The sequence below is a fragment of the Aeromonas sp. FDAARGOS 1408 genome, from assembly GCF_019048665.1.
GTDB classification, from domain to species: Bacteria; Pseudomonadota; Gammaproteobacteria; order Enterobacterales; family Aeromonadaceae; genus Aeromonas; species Aeromonas dhakensis.
This window is the reverse complement of the sequence record NZ_CP077394.1, coordinates 2,669,811-2,688,601: the sequence shown is the minus strand read 5'-3', so window position 1 is coordinate 2,688,601 and position 18,791 is coordinate 2,669,811. Positions and strand designations below refer to the sequence as shown.

The following is an 18,791-nucleotide window of genomic DNA, read 5'->3' as shown; positions in this document are numbered from 1 at the left end:
AGATATGCCGGCTGGCGGGGCTCAGCGCCCCTTCATCAGCGGGAAGTAGCGCCGGTCGGCCTGGCTCATGTGGCCGACCACCAGCTCCTGAATGATGAAGTTGAGCAACTCGTCGTTGCCAAGGGTACCCGCCCTGGCGGCGGTCATCAGCTGGTCAGCCTTTTGCAGCAGCAGCTGGTGGTCTTGCTGGTGGCTGGTGAACTCGGGGTAACCCAGCTCGGCCAGCACCTGCTCTTCGAAGGTGAAGTGGTGGCGTGCCACGTCGAACAGATTCTCCATGCACTCCAGGAACAGGGCGGGGTGCTCCTGGTGATCCTTCATGTGCTCCAGCAGCCGGTTGGTCAGCACGAACAGCTGGCGATGCTCGGCATCGATGCGCGGGTGGCCGCACTCGTGGCTGCTCTGCCACACCAGCGAGCCCTGTTCCGGATCCAGTCCGGCGGTATAGAGGCAGACCCGGCCGCGCCCTCGTCCCTTGGCCTGATACATGGCCTGATCGGCGTGGTGCATCAGGGTCTTGGGGTCGCTGCCGTGCTCCGGGTAGAGGGCCACTCCTATGCTGCTGGAGATGCGCAGCTCCTGCTCCTCGTCGATGCGAAACGGGTGGCGCAGGCGCTGGTGCAGGTGGTCGGCCACCGTCAGCGCCTCGTCACCGGTATCGGGCAGCAGGATCACGAACTCGTCCCCGCCCAGGCGGGCCACCAGATCCCGCTCCCGCACGCAGTGGCGCATCCGCTCGGCCACCATGTTGAGCAGCACGTCACCGGTCTCGTGGCCGAAGGTGTCGTTGATCGGCTTGAAGTGGTCGAGATCGATGAACAGCAGGGCGAGCTGGGCCACCTTGCCCTCCATGACCTCCTTCAGCCGCTGCTGCAGCAGGCGGCGGTTGGGCAGGTTGGTGAGCGGGTCGTAGAAGGCGAGCCGGCGCATCATCTCCTCCCTGGCGGCCCGCTCGGTGATGTCGCGGGTGACCCCGAGGATCGCATCAGGCTGGCCCTGCTCGTTGCCGTGCAGGGTGGTGATGGTCTCGGTGGCCACCAGATGTCCCTCCTTGTGACGCAGCTGGGTACGAATGACGCAGCGGGTCTGCTCGTGATCGCCGCGTTGCCAGGCGGCGAGGGAGCCGCTCAGCTCGGCGCGCAGCTGCTTTCTGGATGCCTCCGGAATAAGCTGCCTGAGGGGGAGGGTGAGCACATCGGTGGGGTCGTAACCGCTGAGCGGCTGGATGGCGGGGCTGACATAGCGAAAGCGCAGGGTGGTGGTGTCCATGGTCCAGATGACGTCGGCACTGTTCTCCGCCACGAAACGGTAGTGCTGCTCGCTCTGGGCCAGCTCGCGGGTCAGTCGCTGTCGGCCGCGCGCCTCCTGGCGCAGGCGCAGATAGAGGTAGCAGAAGATACCGAGCAGGGTCAGCAGGGAGAGGGTGATCAACATGGCCACCGCCACGCTCTTGTCGAGCAGCTGGCGCTGCTGGCGGATCCGCTCCCGATCCGGGTTGTAGAGAAAGTGCTCCAGGTCGGGCAGGGCCGACAGCAGACCGGCATCGAGGTAGTTCCTGGCGATCTGCTGCCAGCGCTCCGGCTGCATGTAGCCGGGCTCGACCAGATCGGGTTGCATCAGCTCCCGGGTGGTGTCGGCCTCGAACTGCAGCAGATCACGGCCGGCGCCGCTCGGGTAGTTGGTCACGATCCAGTCGATCATCTCGGCCGGGTTGTCCATGGCGTAGCGCCACCCCTTGAGGGTCGCCTGCTGAAAGGCATAGACCCGCTCCGGCCTGCTGTTCAGCTCGCGCTCCGAGGTGAACAGGTTGTCACCATAGAAGTCGAAGTCGATGCTGCGGGGGGAGAACACCCGGTAGGGGATGCCCATCTTGGCCAGATAGAAGGGCTCGGTGGTGCTGTAGGCGCTGATGGCATCCGTCTTGCCCGCCAGCAATGCCTTCAAGCCCTGCCGGTAGGGCTGCTTTATCCAGCTCTCCGGCGGCGTGTGGCGGTTGAGGTAGATCTGCAGCTCTTGGGAGCCGGGCTCCAGCATCAGCCGCTTGCCCGCCAGATCCGCCGGCTGGCGAATGTCGGGTCGCTCCAGGGTGAGCAGCACCAGTGGCGAGTGCTGCAACATGGAGGCCAGCACCACGATGGGCTGGCCGCTGGCGCGGGCCAGCAGCAGATCGCTGCCGCTGATCCCGAACTGGGCATTGCCCGACATCACCTCGTTGACCACATCGGTGCCGGTCATGGCGGGTCGCAGCGTGACATCCAGACCGGCGGCTCGATAGAAACCCTTGGCCTGGGCCGCGTAATAGCCGGCAAACTGGAACTGGTGTTGCCAGGGCAACTGCACTGTCACCTTGTCAATCACCGCCTTCGACGGCGGTGAAAAAAAGGTGCAAAACATCGCCGAGCCAAGCATTGGCAGGTACCAGAGCAGGCGATGAAGGGAGGAATTTACGACGCTCATACTCATTCCTCTCGGGAGACGATGGTCCGTCCTAGAGTCAAACAATTCCTTGTTGCCCGCAAGGGGGCGAAAGGGCGCTATAACAGGGGATGCGTAACAGAAAAAATGATTTCTGTGTCATTCATCACATTTGGCCTTCCTGCTCGTTATTTTTGGCAATTAAGCGAAGAATTACGGAGCCATATGACCTATAAAAATGGTCGCATTTTAGTCGTATTTGATTGTCGATTACCTCAATAAGCGCGAGTGTTTGGGCTCTTTTTAGCGCAATGCGTCAGTCTGTGTCGCCGTATCACGGGATACTTTCAACTTGCTGTCGAAATGTGTCGAAACTGCGATTATTGCGTTATGAGTCAATTATTGGCGGGAGGGGGGAAGCGGATCCTTGCTGCCCGGGTGGTATGATAGCGGTTCTCCCATCCCGATGAGGCCTTCTCATGTCCCGATTGCGTCTGTTGTTGTCCGACTCCCACGATCCTTTGTTCAATCTGGCGGTGGAAGAGTGCATTTTTCGCCAGATGAACCCGCATCAGCGGGTGCTGTTTCTGTGGCGCAACGCCAATACCGTGGTGATCGGCCGGGCCCAGAACCCCTGGAAGGAGTGCAATACCCGCCGCATGGAAGAGGACGGGGTGACCCTGGCTCGCCGCAGCAGCGGTGGTGGCGCCGTGTTTCACGACCTTGGCAACAGCTGCTTCACCTTCATGGCGGGCAAGCCGGAGTATGACAAGAGCATTTCCACCGCCATCGTGCTGGACGCGCTCAAGCGGCTCGGGGTCGAGGCTTTCGCCTCCGGTCGCAACGATCTGCTGGTGGCGACCCCGGACGGGGAGCGCAAGGTGTCGGGCTCGGCCTATCGGGAGACCCATGATCGCGGCTTTCACCACGGCACCCTGCTGCTGGATGCCGATCTTGGCCGACTCGCCCACTACCTGAACCCCGATCCCAAGAAGCTGGCGGCCAAGGGGATCAGTTCGGTGCGCAGTCGGGTGGCGAACCTCGGCGAGCTGCTGCCGGGCATCGACCATGGCCAGGTGAGTCAGGCCCTGTGCGAGGCCTTCTTCAGTCACTACGGCGAGCGGGTACAGCCCGAGCACATCTCCCCAGAGCGGCTGCCAGACTTGCCCGGCTTTGCCGAGACCTTCGCCCGCCAGCGCAGCTGGGAGTGGAACTTCGGCCACGCCCCCGCCTTCAGCCATCAGCTGGACGAGCGCTTCGGCTGGGGCGGGGTGGAGCTGCACTTCGATGTGGAGAAGGGGGTGATAGGGCGGGCGCAGATCTTCAGCGACAGCCTGGATCCGGCGCCGCTGGATGCGCTGGCCGCGCGCTTGCCCGGGGTGGCTTATCAGGTGGAGGCCATCGACGAGTTGCTGCGCCAGTGGCGCGGCGAGTTCCCGGCCCTGCAGAGCGAGCTGGAGGCATTCTCGCGCTGGTTGCTGGCATCGCTGCGCTGACGCTTTTCTCGCCGTTGGGGCGGGTGGATCACAAAATCAAAAGAGGCGCTCGAAAGGCGCCTTTTTGCCAGCCGTTGTCCGCCCTCATGCATGACAAAAAGTAGGGGAGGCCATTAGTTATTGTCGCTGTTTCAAACGGCGACCCAGGGGTATAAGGGCAGCACATTTGCTGTACTAATGGTATAAAAATGAGTGACTTGGTCTATTTGAAAGATGAAGGCGTCAACGCCATCCACCCCGAATTCAAACGTCGTTTTGCCACAGTCAAAGCCAACTTTTTCTCGCGCAACCCCGATCTCTGGCCGGTCTTTCGTGAACCCGGCTTCGCCACCCTCAACGAGTTTCGCGCCCGCGGCCTGGCCCCGTCGGCGCGGCTGAACGCCTGGCCCGATGGTCGCGCCCGCCTCGCCGACTTGTGCGAGACCATGCCGGTGCCGCAAGCCATGCGCACGCCGGGCGAGCCCATGGCGGAGCTGCTGTTTGCCGGCGCCCTCTCCAAAGACTGGGAGAACCCCTCCAGCGTCGAGAACGTGGTCACCATGTCGGCGGATCCCGCTATCTACGGCGCTCAGATGGGGATCCTCGCCAACCCCAACCTGGTCTACTCCGAGTATGCCGGGGTGGCTGAGGAGCTGGAGAAGAAGGTGGTGCGCCAGATTGCCCTGCTGGCGGGTTACGATCCGGCCCGCGCCACCGGCATCTTCACCCAGGGGGGGACCTTTTGTAACCTCTATGGCTACCTGCTCGGCATTCGCAAGAGCCTGCCCGAGGCCAAGCACAAGGGGCTCGGCCACTATCAGGATTACCGCATCATCAACTCCCAGGGCGGCCACTACTCCAACATCACCAACCTCTCTCTGCTCGGGGTCGACATCGAGAACAAGACCATCCGCATCCAGGTGGGCGAGAACAACGACATCGATCTCGACCATCTGGAGCGCACCCTGACCGCCTGCTTTGCCCTCAAGCACGTGGTGCCCACCATCATGCTCACCATGGGCACCACCGACACCTTCGGGGTGGACCAGGTGAGACCCGTGGTCGAGCTGCGGGATCGCCTCTGCGAGCGGTTCGAGGTGGCGGTCAAGCCGCACATCCACGTGGATGCCGCCATCGGCTGGTCGATGATCTTCTTCCTGGATTACGACTTTGCCGCTAACCCGCTCGCCATCAACGCCGCGACTCTGGCGGGCATAGAGCGCAACGTGAGCCGCTTCGCCGAGCTCAGATACGCCGACTCCTTCACCGTCGACTTCCAGAAGTGGGGTTATGTGCCCTATACCTCCAGCCTGGTGATGATAAAAGAGCAGGATGACCTCAAGGCGATGGAGAACGACCCGGAGAACTTCTCCTACTTCGAGCGGGACATCCAGGGCCAGACCCACCTGCAGTCCACCATCGAGTGTTCCCGCGGGGCGAGCGGTCTGTTTGGTGCCTATGCGGCCCTCAACTACCTGGGGGTCGAGGGGTATCGCACCGTGCTGGCCCACTGCCTGCAAAACGCCAACTACTTCCGCTTCCGGTTAAGCCAGCTCGGCAACGTCAAGCTGGTGGCGCAGGAGAATCAGGGGCCGAGCGTGGGCTTCAAGATCTACAACCCCGAGTGGGTGCAGGACCCCGACGCCGAGTTCGCCTTCGAGCTGGCGCGCAGCACGGACCCCGCCTACAAGGCGCGCCTGCAGCGCAACACCGACTATCACCGCAGCCTGTTTACCGGGCGTGGCAAGGTGGGGCTCTACACCAACTGGGTGGAGGCCATCGCCCACTCCGACTACGACGCCCGCGGCAAGTACTCCTATATCGCCGGTGAGAAGGCGGTCTTTATGAACCCGGCCTGCGGCCGCGAGCAGATCGACGCCTTTATCGACCATATCCGCGGCTGAGCGGCGCACGGTATTTAAAGAGAGCCGGACAGCAAAACGGCGGGATGATCCCGCCGTTTTTTATTGGTTCTGGTTACTGCTTCTGAAGAGCCGTCACCGTCAGCTTGCCAGCCGGGTTTTCGGCGTGGAAGCGCACCGCATCCCCCACCTGCAGATCCTTGAGCAGGGCCGGGTCGGCTACCAGAAACACCATGGTCATGGCGGGCATCTTGAGGTTCGCGATGGCCTCGTGCTTGATGCCCACCTTGCCATTTGCCGCGTCGATGCGGCTGATGACTCCCTTGGTCATCACCCTCTCCTGCATTCCCTCCATCTGCTGCATGTCACCCATCTGGCTCATGTCATGGCCTTCGTGGTTCATCATCTCCTCGGCCTGCAGGCCGGTGTGGGTAGCAAGGCCCAGCAGCAGGGTCAGGGTCAGCGTCTTGTAGTTCATCTTGGTTTCCTTGTTTGGGTTGTCCGGTTGATCAGGGTGCAGTCTGGGTATCCGTCTGCGCAGTCGTGTGGTCGAGGGTCTTCAGGGTGCGGCTGCGCCAGAGGTAATAGGCGGCGGGCAGCACCAGCAGGGTCAGCACCAGGGCGGTCACCATGCCGCCTATCATGGGGGCGGCGATGCGCTGCATCACCTCCGAGCCGGTGCCCTGGCTCCACATGATGGGCAGCAGGCCCGCGATGATGGTGACCACCGTCATCATCTTGGGGCGCAGGCGCAGGGCGGCGCCGTGGACCACCGCCCGGTGCAGGCCGGCCTGGTCCGGTTTGCCGCTGGCCACCAGATCGTCCCAGGCGTGGTTGAGGTAGACCAGCATCAGCACCCCGGTCTCCACCGCCACCCCGGCCAGGGCGATAAAGCCGACCCCCACCGCCACCGAGAGGTTGAAGTCGAGCAGCCAGAGGGTCCAGATCCCGCCCACGACCGCGAGCGGCAGAGTGGTGAGAATGAGCAACACCTCCTGGAAGCGGCGAAACGCCAGATAGAGCAGCAGCACGATAATGGCGACGGTGAGCGGCACCACGTAGGTGAGGCGCTCCATGGCCCGCTCCATGTATTCGTACTGACCTGACCAGCTGAGGGCGTAACCCGGTGGCAGCACCAGTTGCTTGCCCACCTCGGCCTTGGCCTCTGCCACAAAGGAGCCGATGTCGCGGCCGCGGATGTCCACGTAGACCCAGCCGTTGAGGCGCGCGTTTTCACTGCGCAGCATGGGCGCCTCGTCGCTGATGTAGACCCGGGCCACGTCCGCCAGGGCGATCCGCTCCCCCTTGGGGGTGACCAGGGGCAGCAGTTCGAGGCTGGCCACCGAGTCGCGATAGCTCTGGGGATAGCGCAGGTTGATGGGGTAGCGTTCGCGCCCCTCGATGGTCTGCCCCACCTCCATGCCACCCACCGCGGTGGCGAGCACCGCCTGCACGTCGGCGATGTTGAGACCGTAGCGGGCCGCCTTGAGCCGGTCGATGTCCACCTTCACATAGCGACCGCCCGCCACCCGCTCGGCGTAGACCGATGAAGCGCCTTCCACCTTGCCGACGATCTGCTCAAGTTGCTGGCCAAGTTGTTGAATGACCTTGAGGTCAGGCCCGGCAATCTTGATCCCCACCGGGGTCTTGATGCCGGTGGCCAGCATGTCGATGCGGGTCTTGATGGGGGGCACCCAGGCGTTGGTGAGGCCGGGGAAGCGGATAAGGGAATCGAGCTCCTCTTTCAGCTTCTCCGGGGTCATGCCGGGGCGCCACTGATCCCGGGGTTTGAGCTGGATGCTGGTCTCCATCATCACCAGATCCGCCGGGTCGGTGGCGCTGTCGGCGCGTCCCGCCTTGCCGAACACGTTCTGCACCTCGGGCACGGTGCGGATGAGCTTGTCGGTCTGCTGCAAAATCTCCCGCGCCTTGCCCACCGAGATGTTGGCCGCAGTGGTGGGCATGTACATGATGTCCCCCTCATCGAGCGGCGGTATGAACTCGGAGCCCAGGTGCTGGAGCGGCCAGAAGCCCGCGAGCGTGACCACCAGGGCGGCGGCGAGGGTGGTCTTGGGGCGGGCCAGCACGGCGTTGAGCAGCGGGATATAGGCCTGGCTCAGGCCACGGTTGAGGGGGTTGGCCTGCTCGGGCAACACCTTGCCGCGGATGAAATAGCCCATGATGACCGGCACCAGCGTGATGGCGAGCGCGGCGGCGGCGGCCATGGCGTAGGTCTTGGTGAAGGCGAGCGGGTGGAACATGCGCCCCTCCTGCGCCTCCAGCGCAAACACCGGCAAGAAGCTCATGGTGATGATGAGCAGGGAGAAGAAGATGGCGGGGCCCACCTCGATGCTCGCCTCGGTGATGATGCGCCAGCGGTTCTTGTCGGTGAGCGCCTCCCGCTCCATGTGCTTGTGGACGTTCTCTATCATCACGATGGCGCCATCCACCATGGCGCCGATGGCGATGGCGATGCCCCCGAGCGACATGATGTTGGCGTTGATCCCCTGCAGATGCATCACGATAAAGGCGGTCAAAATCGCAATAGGGAGGGTGATGACCACCACCAGCGACGAGCGCAGGTGGAACAGGAAGGCGAGACAGACCAGTACCACCACCGCGAACTCCTCCACCAGCTTGCCGGAGAGGTTGTCGATGGCGCGCTGGATAAGGTCGGAGCGATCGTAGACGGTGACGATCTCCACCCCCTCCGGCAGGCTGGATTTCAGCTCGGCCAGCCGCGCCTTGACCCCGTCTATGGTGTGCTGGGCATTCTCGCCGTAACGCATGACGATGATGCCGCCCACCACTTCCCCTTCGCCGTTGAGCTCGGCGATGCCGCGCCGCATCTGGGGGCCGGTGACTACGTCCGCCACGTCACCCAGCAGCAGGGGTGCGCCGCGCACATTGGTGCCAAGCGGAATCTGTTTTAAGTCCTCCACGCTCTTCAAATAACCATTCGAGCGCACCATGTACTCCGCCTCCGCCATCTCGATGACGGAGGCGCCGGTCTCCTGGTTGCCCTGCTTGATGGCGGTCTCGATGAGGGAGAGCGGGATGCCGTAGGCGCGCAGCTTGTCCGGGTCGACCCGCACCTGGTACTGGCGCACCATGCCGCCGACGGTGGCCACTTCGGAGACGCCGTTCACCGTCTGCAGCTCGTACTTGAGGAACCAGTTCTGCAGCGAGGTGAGTTCGCTCAGGTCGTGCTTGCCGGTTTTGTCCACCAGGGCGTACTGGTATACCCAGCCCACCCCGGTGGCGTCCGGCCCGAGCTGGGGCTGGGCCCCGGCGGGCAGATTGGGGGCCACCTGGCTCAGGTACTCCAGCACCCGTGCGCGGGCCCAGTAGAGGTCCGTGCTGTCGTCAAACAACACATAGACGAAGGAGTCGCCGAAGAAGGAGTAGCCGCGCACCGTGGTCGCGCCCGGCACCGCCAGCATGGCGGTGGTGAGCGGGTAGGTGACCTGATCCTCCACCACCTGGGGCGCCTGGCCCGGGTAGGAAGTCTTGATGATCACCTGCACGTCGGAGAGATCCGGCAGGGCGTCCACCGGGGTCTGCTTGACCGACCAGAGCCCCCAGGCGGTGAGCATGACAGTCAGCAGCAACACCAAAAAGCGGTTGCCGACGGACCAGCGAATGATGGAAGGGATCATGACTGGGCTCCTCTCATTCGGTGGGCTGGCAGCAAGTTGGGTTTGTACTCAAGGCAGCGAAGCATGGCCGGGATCATGACTTATCCCCCATCTGGTGCTGGCTGTGATCCATACCCTCCATGCCTGGCATCTCGCCCTTGGCCTCTTTCATTGCGTCGCCCGCGGCCGGTTTATCTTCCACATGGATCTGGATGATGCGGTACTCGTCCCCCTCCTGCTCTACCTGCAGATGCAGGGTCTGATCCGGTTTCAGCTGGCTGATGTCCACATCGTCGGCCACGGTGAAGTCCATCTCCATGGCAGGCCACTGCCACTCGGGGATGGGCTGGTGGGCGACGCCGAGGGTACGCCCGGCGAGATCGATGTTCTGCACCTGGCCCTGGGTCCACACCTGCATGGGACGCACCGCCGTCATACGCTGGAAGTCCGAATCGATGGCCGATTCGGAGTCGAGCAGGAACTGGGCCGAGCTGACTATGCTGTCACCGGCTTCGACCCCCTCGTCGATGGCGACCTTGTCACCAAACTGGGGGCCCAGGGTGACGGCCACCGATTTAAAGTTGCCATCCCCCAGCGCCAGCACCAGCCTGTCCTGGCTGCCGGTGCGGATCACCGCTTCGCTCGGCACCACCAGGCGGGGTTCCCCCTTGCCGGTGCCGATGCTCACCTTGGCGAACATATTGGGTTTCAGGAACTCGTCCGGGTTGTCGAAACGCAGGCGTACCCGCAGGGTGCGGGTGCTCGCATCCAGAGTGGGGTAGAGGTAGTCCACCCGACCCTGCCAGCGGCGGCCGGGGGCATAGTCCAGGGTCATGGTGACCGGATCGCCGACCTTGATCTGGGCGGCCTGGCGCTCGAACACCTCGGCGCTCACCCACACCTGCTTGAGGGTGCTGATGTTGAAGAGGGGCGCGGCGGGCTCCACATACTGGCCTTCCCGCACCTTGAGCTCGGAGACATAGCCGCTGCTGGGGGCGTAGATGCGCACCGTCTCCTGCACCTTGCGGGTGCGCTTGAGGGCCGCAATCTGATCCGCCGGTACCTGCAGCGACTTGAGCTTGCCCTCGGCGGCGCGCAGCAGCAGGGGATTGGTGGTGCCCAGCGCCAGCAGGTATTCGTGCTGGGCGTTCACCAGATCCGGGGCGTAGAGATCGTAGATAAAGCTGCCCTTGGTGACCTGCTGCCCCTCGTTCTTGATGGCGAGGTTGCGGATCCAGCCTGCCATCCGGGAGTTGATGGCTTCGAGCCGCTCTTCGTCATAGCCCACATAGCCCACCGTCTCGATCTGCTGGTGGACGGGCAGTTTCTCCACCTTGGCCAGCCGCACCCCCAGGTTCTGCTGGATCTCGGGGCTGATGGTGACGGTGCCAGGGGATCCGCCCTGTTTTTCCTCATAGACGGGGATGAAGTCCATCCCCATGTTGTCCTTGGCGGGGCCGTCGCGCTTGTCACGGGGATCCATGGGGTTGACCCAGTAGAGCGGCGTCTTCTCCTTGGCGGTGGCACCACCGTCCGTCTGTTTGGCGGCCCAGTAGCCGCCACCGGCGCCGAGGGCGAGCAGCAGGGTGGATAGCAGCAGGGTCCGGCTCATCGCACACCTCCTGTCCGGGACGGATGGGGCAGGTCGGCGCAGTGGGCAAGAGGCGCGGGGCGGCCTTGTTCGGCCACGAGGCCGGGGATAGGGGCAAATGACATGATACTTCTTCTCTTCTGTCAGAGCGCCGGAGGGGGTGTGCAGGCAAGGCATCACCAGAGTCCGGGCGGCAAACTGGGCGCGGCTGAATGGTCAGCGTACGCACGGCTCCCTGTGCCATGGCCGGGTCAGCCGGCGACACAGGGTCAGGCAAGGTGGGTGGCAACGGGCAAGGGCCGCCCCGAGAGAAGTGCTTTCTAGTGGCGCAGCACCGACAGCATCAGGTGTCGGCGCGGCCAGGAGGGAGGGTGGGTACCGCGGGATCGCAGGAAGGGATCCCGCAGCCAGTTGTCCAGCACGCTGCCGGCCGTCCCGAGGGGCAGCAGCAACAGCGGCAGGGCGAGCAGGGTCAGCAGGGCGGCCAGCAGCGGCAGGCTTGGGCTGCTGCTCGAGGTGAGCCCGCCGTGCATCTGGCACTCCTGGCTGGCGGCATCTGGTGCCCCGGTATCCTGGGATGCCCCGTGGCAGGAGAGTCCCTGCATGGCGCTGCTGCTCATGGCCTGATGGTCTTGCGCCATGGCGGCGTTGAGGGCATCCAGCCCGTGCCAGCCGATGCAGAGGGTGAGATTGCAGACGAGCATCAGCCCCAGCAGCAGCCGGGCAATGCGTTCTGTGGGCAATCTCGATGAGAGCATGGGGAAAATCCTGACAATGACTGGGGACACTGTAAACCTTGCCTTGAGGAGAAGGTCAATGGCCCCGGCCGTGTCAGAGAGGGGCCTGATGAATCGTTAAGCGTCACTTAACGATGGCGTATAGCCAACCCTAATGAAGCCGGCTTCTTCTCTCGTTAGGATGCGTACCAGTCAGAAGTTGCCAGGGCATCAAACCGGGGGTTTGAGCCGTCTCTCTGGCGAGTCTCCATCCAGTTCATTGTTCGGGAGTAACGATATGCAGCAACGACGGCTGGTGCTGATGCTTGCAGCCTTGCTGAGTCCCTCTGCCATGGCCGGCGGCCTTGCCTTGTATGAAACCAGCGCGGCCAACAGTGCCTTGGCCAACGCAGGGGCAGCCGCCCGCGCCCAGGGGGCGGAGACCATCGCCAGCAATCCGGCCGGCATGACCAGGCTGGCAGGCACCCAGTTTCAGGTCAATGGCGGTGTGGTATATGGCGACCTTGAGCTGGATCTGGAGCCGGGGGGCAACAACGGCGGCAATGCCCTGCAGAGCGCCCCGCTCGGTAGCCTCTATCTGACCCACGCCATCGATGATCAGTGGGTCGCCGGCCTCGGGCTCTTCGGCAGCCACGGTCTGGGGATCGATTATGGCGAGGGGTGGCAGGGGCGTGGCTATGTGCAGTCCGCCAAACTGACCGGGATCGCCTTTGCTCCCAGCCTGGCCTATCGCGTCGATGACCACTGGTCGGTGGGGGCCAGCCTGATCGCCATGCATGGGGCGCTGGAGGCCTCACTGGACATGACGCCGAACGGTTCAACCAGTCAGGCATTTTCCGACAGCGACTGGGCATATGGCACCTCCTTCGGGGTGCTCTACGAACTGGATCACGACTTCCGCATCGGCTTGAGCTACGTCTCCGAATTGAAGTGGGAGCTGGACGATCAGCCGTTGAGCCGGCTGAATGGGGCCGGGCTGGGGGTGGAGATGATGATCCCGCAGACCCTGACCCTGAGTGGCTATCACCGGCTCAACCCGCAATGGGCCTTGCTGGCCAGTGCCAACTGGCAGCAGTGGTCCCGCTTTGGCGAGGTGGATCTCGCTTCGGGACAGCAGAGCCGAACCCTTGATATGCAGTACCAGGACACCTGGCACCTGAGCCTGGGCACCCAGTTTGATGTGACGCCGGCCCTGCGCCTGAGCAGCGGCATCGGCTATGACAGCAGCGCAGTGGACGACGTGCACCGCACTGTTACCCTACCGCTGGGCGAGAGCTGGCGCTGGGGGTTGGGGGCCAGCTATCAGCTGACACCAGCCACCAGGCTGGAAGCCAGCTATACCCTGGCCTGGCTGGGCGACATGGCGGTGGAGCAGGATGGGGTAGGTCGCCCCCAGCTGTCAGGTACCTACCACAACAGCTACCTGAACTTCTTGAGCATAGGGGTGCAGCACCAGTTCTGAGGCCTGACTTGTCGCGTTGGGAGGTAGCCGGCTGTGTGTTCTCTTGCCGGCGAACGGGGACGATAAAAAAAGCCCCTCCATGAAGGAGGGGCCGGGTGAGCGTGACTCGAGTGGTCAGGCCCGTTTTTCCGAGCGCCGCATGATGAGGCGGAAGAAGAGCGGGATGAAGAAGATGGCGATGAAGGTCGCCGCCAGCATGCCGCCGATGACCGGCCAGCCGAGGGCGTGGCGGCTCGCCGCACCGGCGCCGCTGGAGGTGACCAGGGGCACACAGCCGAGGATAAACGCCAGCGAGGTCATCACGATGGGGCGAAAACGCAGGCGTGCCGCCTCCAGGGCCGACTCGATGAGGCTCATCCCCTCCTCGTGCTTCATCACCGCGAACTCCACGATCAGGATGGCGTTCTTGGCCGCCAGCCCCACCAGCGTCACCAGACCTATCTGGAAGTAGACGTTGTTGGTGAGCCCCACGGCCCAGGTGGCGAGCAGGGCGCCGAACAGGGCGAACGGCACGGCGGTGATCACCGCGAACGGCAGGCTCCAGCGCTCATACTGGGCGGCCAGGATGAGGAAGATCATCACGATGCCAAAGCCAAACGCCGTGGCGGCGCTGCCGGCGGCCGCTTTCTCCTGGTAGGCGGCGCCGGTCCACTCCAGCTTGGCATCGTTGCCGAGGGTCTGGGCGGCGATCTCCTCCAGGGCGGCAATGGCCTGACCCGAGCTCACCCCTGGCGCCGGCTGGGCCATGATCTTGGCGGCCGGGAAGATGTTGAAACGCTCCACCAGTTCGGGGCCGGTGGCATCGCGCACCGTCACCAGGCTGGTGAGCGGGATCATCTCGCCGCTGTTGGAGCGGACATAAACGTTGCGGATGTCATCCTTCTTGGCGCGGTAGTCCGCCTCGGACTGCAACTGGACCCGATAGGTACGACCGAACTGGTTGAAGTCGTTGACGTAGACCTGGCCGAAGGTGGCCTGCATGGTGTCGAACACGGCGTTGATGGGCAGTCCCAGCGCCTTGGCCTTCTCGCGGTCGAGATCCAGGTAGACCTGGGGCACGTTGGCGCGGAAGGTGGTGCTCACGCTGGCGAACTCAGGACGCTGCTTGGCGGCATCGATCAGGCGTTGCACCTCGCCCGCGAAGGCGTGCACGTCGCCGGTGCCGCGGTTCTGCAGATAGCCTTCGAGGCCCCCGGTGGTGGACATGCCCTGGATGGGAGGCGGGTTGAAGGTGGCGGTGAAGCCATCGGCCAGCCCCATCAGGCTCATCCCCTGGAAGGTCTTGGCCAGGGAGAAGGAGTCCTGCCCCTCGCCCTGACGCTCTTTCCAGTCTTTCAGGGTGATGAAGGTGAGGCCGCGGTTGCTGATGATGGAGCCGGACAGGATGTCAAAGCCCGAGAAGGTGACCACGTCCTTCACGCTGGGGTTGGCCATGGCCATCTTGTCAAAATCATTGGCAACCGCCTGGGTACGGGTCAGGGCGGCGGCATCGGGCAGCATCACGGAGCCGATGAGATAGCCCTGATCCTCGTCCGGCACCAGGGCGCCCGGCACCTTGTGGAACAGCACATAGCTGCTGGCGAGGATGATGGCGATGATGCCAAAGGCCACGCCGACCCGGCGGTTGAGGAAGGCCACCCCGCGCACATAGCGGCGGGTCAGCTGATCAAAGGCATTGTTGAACCAGACGAAGAAGCGGGCCGGCTGGTGGTGGCCCTCTTTGAGCAGGATGGCGCACAGGGCCGGCGACAGGGTGAGCGCCACCAGGCCGGAGATGGCCACCGACACGGCGATGGTGATGGCGAACTGCTTGTACATCACCCCGGTCATGCCGCCCATGAAGGCAACCGGCAGGAACACGGCGCAGAGCACCAGCACGATGGCGACCACGGGGCCGGAGACCTCCTGCATGGCGAGGATGGCGGCCTCCTTGGCGGAGCACTTCTTCTCGCTCATGATCCGCTCGACGTTCTCCAGCACCACGATGGCGTCATCCACCACGATACCGATGGCGAGCACCATGCCGAACAGGGTCAGCAGGTTGATGGAGAAGCCCAGCATCAGCATGCCGGCGAAGGTACCGATGAGCGACACCGGCACCGCGATACAGGGGATCAGGGTTGCGCGCAAATTCTGCAGGAACAGGTAGACCACCACGAACACCAGCACGATCGCCTCGAGCAGGGTCTTGACCACCTCCTCGATGGAGATCTTCACGAACTCTGTGGTGTCGTAGGGGATCTGGTACTCCACGTCCTGCGGGAAACGGCCCTGCAGGCGATCCATGGTCTCGCGCACCTGATCGGCCACCGCGACCGCGTTGGCACCCGGTTGCAGGTAGGTGGCGATACCGATGGCCGGCTTGCCGTTGGCGCGGGCCAGCACGTCGTAGTCCTTGCCGCCGAGCTCGACCCGGGCCACGTCTTTGACCCGGATCTTGGAGCCGTCCGGCATGGCGCGGATGATGATGTTCTGAAACTCCTTCACGTCATCGAGGCGCCCCTTGGTCTGCACCGTGTAGGTGAAGTCGGTGGGGGTGCTGGTGGGCTGGGAGCCGATCTTGCCCGCCGCGAACTGGGTGTTCTGCTCGCGGATGGCGCCGATCACGTCGCTCGGGGTGAGCTGCAGCTGGGCCAGCCGGTCCGGGCGCAGCCAGATCCGCATGGCGTAGTCGGTACCGCCGAACAGGGAGGTGTCCCCCACGCCGGGAATCCGCTTGAGCTCGTCGATGATGTTGAGCAGGGCGTAGTTCGACAGATAGGTGGTATCAAACGAGCCGCTGGGGGACTGCAGGGTGATCACCTGCAGGATGGAAGTGGACTTCTTGCGCACCGTCACCCCCTGCTTCTTCACCTCTTCCGGCAACTGGGCCATGGCAGCCGAGACCCGGTTGTTGACGTCGATGGTCGCCTGATCGGGATCGACCTCGATGTCGAAGTAGACGTTGAGGTTCATCTGGCCGTTGGAGGCGGAGCCGGATTGCATGTAGATCATGTTCTCGACCCCGTTGACTTGCTGTTCAATGGGGGCGGCCACGGTCTGGGAGATCACCTCCGGGGTGGCACCCGGGTAGAAGGCGGTCACCGAGACCACGGCGGGGGTGATCTGGGGATACTGCTCCACCGGGAGCGCGCGCATTGCCGCCATCCCGCCCAGCACTATGATGATCGAAATCACGCTGGCGAAGATGGGGCGTTCGATAAAGAACTTGGAAAACATGGGGGCTCCTTATTTGCCAGCGGCACCCTGGGTGATCTTGGCGTTTATCGCCTTCATCTCCTCGGCGGAAACCGGTTTGACCACGGCGCCGGGACGAGCCTTCATCAGCCCCTCGACGATGTAGCGATCGCCGGCCTGCAGGCCTTTGTCGATCAATACGCCGCTGTCGACCACCGACCCCAGTTTGACCGGACGGGGCACCACCTTGTTGTCGGCATCCACCACCATCACCATGCGGTCGGCCTGGGACTGGACGATGGCGCGGGGCGGCACCACGATGGCGTTCTTGCGAGTGCCCAGATCGATGGTCATGCGCACGAACTGGCCGGGCAGCAGGACCCCGTTCTTGTTGTCGAAGATGGCGCGGGCGCGAATGGTGCCGGTGGCCGGGTCGACCCGGCTGTCGGAGAAGTTGAGCTTGCCCGCCTGGGGGTAGACGGAGCCGTCCGCCAGCCGGATGTGGGTACGCCAGTTGGTGGCGTCCTTGGCTTCAATCAACCCTTGCTTCACCGCATTATCGAAGTTGAGGCGATCCTGCTCCGAGTAGGAGAAGTTGACGTAGAGCGGGTCGAACTGGGTGATGGTGGTGAGCAGGCCGTTCTCGCCGCTGGTGGAGATGAGGCTCCCCTCGGACTGGGAGCTCTTGCTCGCCATGCCGTTGATGGGGGCGGTGACCTGGGTGTAGCTGAGGTTGAGCTCGGCCTCTTTCACCTTGGCCTGGGCGGCCTGGTGGCTGGCGACGGCGGCTTCGTAGTTGGCGATGGTGTCGTCATAGTCCTTGCGGCTCACCACCTGGCGCTTGAACAGCGGGATGATGCGATCGCGGTCGGCGCGGGCCTTGTTGAGGCGCGCCTGCTCCTGGGCCAGGGTGCCCTTGGCCTGCTCCAGCGCCACCTTGTAGGGCTCGGGGTCGATCAGGAACAGTGCCTGACCGGCGGTGACCGGCTGCCCTTCGATGTAGGTGCGTTTGAGCAGGATGCCGCTCACCCGGGAGCGCACGTCAATTTCGCGAAAGCCGGCGGTTTCGCCCACCATCTCGGTGGTCAGCGGCACGTCGGTCAGTTTGACCTCGGCCACCACCACGGGCACCGCTGGCAGTGCCTGGGCACCGGCGGCGGGTTCATCACCACAGGCGGTCAGTGCGCTGGCCAGTGCCAGGGCGATACAGCCGCGCTTGAACATCTCTTCCCTGACGGATTGCACCTTCATCATCACACTCCTGTGGGATGGTGCACGATTGCCGCGCCCACCCTTTCTCTTCATGAACATGGTTAACTGCATGGTTACAAATTTAACTTATTGGATTACTGACAGTTTTTTAATGATAAAGCACGAATATTGAACCCAAGCTGCTCGGCAGTGAAAGTTGTCTGCATCTGGCGGCATGGGGGCGAGGGGCCAGCGACAGTCTGTGTCAGCCCGCAGGGCTCTTTCGGCGCGGTGTTGCCCGGATGCGAGGGCTCAGGGAGAAATTATAAGAAGGAAAAAACGGGGGAAGTGGGGGCTTGGTCACAGAGGGGGCGTCAAATGCCCCCTCAGTTGTCGTTATCAGGCGAAGCAGGCCCAGATGGGTGCGTGGTCGGAGGGCTTCTCGATGCCGCGCAGCTCGTAGTCGATGCCGGTCTCGGTCACCTTGTCCTTGAGGGCGTCGGAGGCCATGATGAGGTCGATGCGCAGGCCGCGGTTCTCGTCAAAGCCCTTGGAGCGGTAGTCGAACCAGGAGAAGCGCTCGCACTCGGTCGGGTTGGCGGCACGGAAGGTGTCGGTCAGGCCGAACCCTTTCAGACGCTCCATCCACTCGCGCTCGATGGGCAGGAAGGAGCACTTGCCGTCCCGCAGCCAGCGCTTGCGGTTCGCCTCGCCGATGCCGATGTCGAGATCGGTGGGGGAGATATTCATATCCCCGATCAGCACCAGCTGGTCACCCGGGGTGTGATTGGTCTCGAGGTAGTGCTGCAGATCCTCGTAGAACTTCTGCTTGGCCGGGAACTTGGTCTCGTGATCCTGGCTCTCACCCTGCGGGAAGTAGCCGTTCATCACCTTGATGAGGGAGCCGTCTTCGCGCTCGAAGGTGGCCATGATCATGCGGCGCTGGGCCTCTTCATCGTCGGTGGGGAAGCCTTTTTCCACCTTGACCGGCTTCTGCTTGCTCATGATGGCGACCCCGTAGTGGGCCTTCTGGCCATGGAACTCGACGTGATAGCCCATGGCCTCCACGTCGGCCAGCGGGAAGGCTTCGTCGTGTACCTTGATCTCCTGCAGGCCGATCACATCCGGCTGATGCTTGTCGATGATGGCTTGCAGCTGGTGCAGACGGGCACGCAGGCCATTGATATTGAAAGAGATGATCTTCATGTCCGGGATGCTCATGTCATTTTTATAAGTGGCTATT

Annotated in this window: 11 protein-coding genes; 3 read left to right on the top strand and 8 right to left on the bottom strand. The window is 63.5% G+C overall.

Going from position 1 to position 18,791, the window contains the following annotated elements:
• Nucleotides 1–21: 21 nt before the first annotated feature.
• Nucleotides 22–2,457 (bottom strand): diguanylate cyclase, encoded by a 2,436-nt coding sequence (locus tag I6L38_RS12300; RefSeq protein WP_201885184.1) that lies wholly within the window; start codon nt 2,455–2,457, stop codon nt 22–24.
• Nucleotides 2,458–2,894: 437 nt separating this feature from the next.
• Between I6L38_RS12300 and I6L38_RS12295 the strand changes: the two genes are divergently transcribed.
• Both I6L38_RS12295 and I6L38_RS12290 read left to right on the top strand, forming a co-directional pair.
• On the top strand, nt 2,895–3,911 hold the full coding sequence (locus I6L38_RS12295; protein ID WP_010633377.1) for a lipoate--protein ligase A: 1,017 nt from the start codon (nt 2,895–2,897) through the stop codon (nt 3,909–3,911).
• Between the two features lie 188 nt (nt 3,912–4,099).
• The gene (locus tag I6L38_RS12290; RefSeq protein WP_201882288.1) at nt 4,100–5,794 is read left to right on the top strand and encodes a pyridoxal-dependent decarboxylase; all 1,695 of its coding nucleotides are present in this window, start codon (nt 4,100–4,102) and stop codon (nt 5,792–5,794) included.
• A gap of 73 nt (nt 5,795–5,867) precedes the next feature.
• Here the strand turns inward: I6L38_RS12290 and I6L38_RS12285 are convergent, their stop codons facing one another.
• From I6L38_RS12285 to I6L38_RS12270, 4 genes are all read right to left on the bottom strand, one after another.
• Entirely contained in the window at nt 5,868–6,230 is a 363-nt protein-coding gene (locus I6L38_RS12285; protein WP_201882286.1) for a copper-binding protein, read from the bottom strand.
• A 31-nt stretch (nt 6,231–6,261) separates the two neighbouring features.
• Complete coding sequence (locus I6L38_RS12280; RefSeq protein ID WP_201882284.1) at nt 6,262–9,411, bottom strand: efflux RND transporter permease subunit; 3,150 nt, start codon at nt 9,409–9,411, stop codon at nt 6,262–6,264.
• Between the two features lie 73 nt (nt 9,412–9,484).
• A complete protein-coding gene (locus I6L38_RS12275) occupies nt 9,485–11,002 on the bottom strand; it encodes an efflux RND transporter periplasmic adaptor subunit (protein WP_216988541.1) in 1,518 nt (505 codons plus the stop codon).
• Nucleotides 11,003–11,301: 299 nt separating this feature from the next.
• The gene (locus I6L38_RS12270; protein WP_216988540.1) at nt 11,302–11,739 is read right to left on the bottom strand and encodes a hypothetical protein; all 438 of its coding nucleotides are present in this window, start codon (nt 11,737–11,739) and stop codon (nt 11,302–11,304) included.
• Between the two features lie 256 nt (nt 11,740–11,995).
• On the opposite strand from I6L38_RS12270, the gene I6L38_RS12265 reads away from it, so the two are divergent.
• Nucleotides 11,996–13,180 carry an OmpP1/FadL family transporter gene (locus tag I6L38_RS12265; RefSeq protein WP_216988539.1) on the top strand — a complete coding sequence of 395 codons (1,185 nt, stop codon included), beginning with the start codon at nt 11,996–11,998 and terminating at the stop codon, nt 13,178–13,180.
• Between the two features lie 114 nt (nt 13,181–13,294).
• Here I6L38_RS12265 and I6L38_RS12260 read toward each other — a convergent pair whose 3' ends face one another.
• From I6L38_RS12260 to xthA, 3 genes are all read right to left on the bottom strand, one after another.
• Entirely contained in the window at nt 13,295–16,399 is a 3,105-nt protein-coding gene (locus tag I6L38_RS12260) for an efflux RND transporter permease subunit (protein WP_216988538.1), read from the bottom strand.
• A 9-nt stretch (nt 16,400–16,408) separates the two neighbouring features.
• Nucleotides 16,409–17,608, bottom strand: a complete 1,200-nt coding sequence (locus I6L38_RS12255) for an efflux RND transporter periplasmic adaptor subunit (protein ID WP_017786316.1) — start codon at nt 17,606–17,608, stop codon at nt 16,409–16,411.
• A 339-nt stretch (nt 17,609–17,947) separates the two neighbouring features.
• Nucleotides 17,948–18,754 carry an exodeoxyribonuclease III gene (xthA, locus tag I6L38_RS12250; RefSeq protein ID WP_005302963.1) on the bottom strand — a complete coding sequence of 269 codons (807 nt, stop codon included), beginning with the start codon at nt 18,752–18,754 and terminating at the stop codon, nt 17,948–17,950.
• Nucleotides 18,755–18,791: the final 37 nt, after the last annotated feature.

Excerpts from the sequence above, each read along its gene's own strand:
- I6L38_RS12300 (WP_201885184.1), bottom strand. The coding sequence starts at position 2,457 with ATGAGCGTCGTAAATTCCTCCCTTCATCGCCTGCTCTGGTACCTGCCA.
- I6L38_RS12295 (WP_010633377.1), top strand. The coding sequence starts at position 2,895 with ATGTCCCGATTGCGTCTGTTGTTGTCCGACTCCCACGATCCTTTGTTC.
- I6L38_RS12290 (WP_201882288.1), top strand. The coding sequence starts at position 4,100 with ATGAGTGACTTGGTCTATTTGAAAGATGAAGGCGTCAACGCCATCCAC.
- I6L38_RS12285 (WP_201882286.1), bottom strand. The coding sequence starts at position 6,230 with ATGAACTACAAGACGCTGACCCTGACCCTGCTGCTGGGCCTTGCTACC.
- I6L38_RS12280 (WP_201882284.1), bottom strand. The coding sequence starts at position 9,411 with ATGATCCCTTCCATCATTCGCTGGTCCGTCGGCAACCGCTTTTTGGTG.
- I6L38_RS12275 (WP_216988541.1), bottom strand. The coding sequence starts at position 11,002 with ATGAGCCGGACCCTGCTGCTATCCACCCTGCTGCTCGCCCTCGGCGCC.
- I6L38_RS12270 (WP_216988540.1), bottom strand. The coding sequence starts at position 11,739 with ATGCTCTCATCGAGATTGCCCACAGAACGCATTGCCCGGCTGCTGCTG.
- I6L38_RS12265 (WP_216988539.1), top strand. The coding sequence starts at position 11,996 with ATGCAGCAACGACGGCTGGTGCTGATGCTTGCAGCCTTGCTGAGTCCC.
- I6L38_RS12260 (WP_216988538.1), bottom strand. The coding sequence starts at position 16,399 with ATGTTTTCCAAGTTCTTTATCGAACGCCCCATCTTCGCCAGCGTGATT.
- I6L38_RS12255 (WP_017786316.1), bottom strand. The coding sequence starts at position 17,608 with ATGAAGGTGCAATCCGTCAGGGAAGAGATGTTCAAGCGCGGCTGTATC.
- xthA (WP_005302963.1), bottom strand. The coding sequence starts at position 18,754 with ATGAAGATCATCTCTTTCAATATCAATGGCCTGCGTGCCCGTCTGCAC.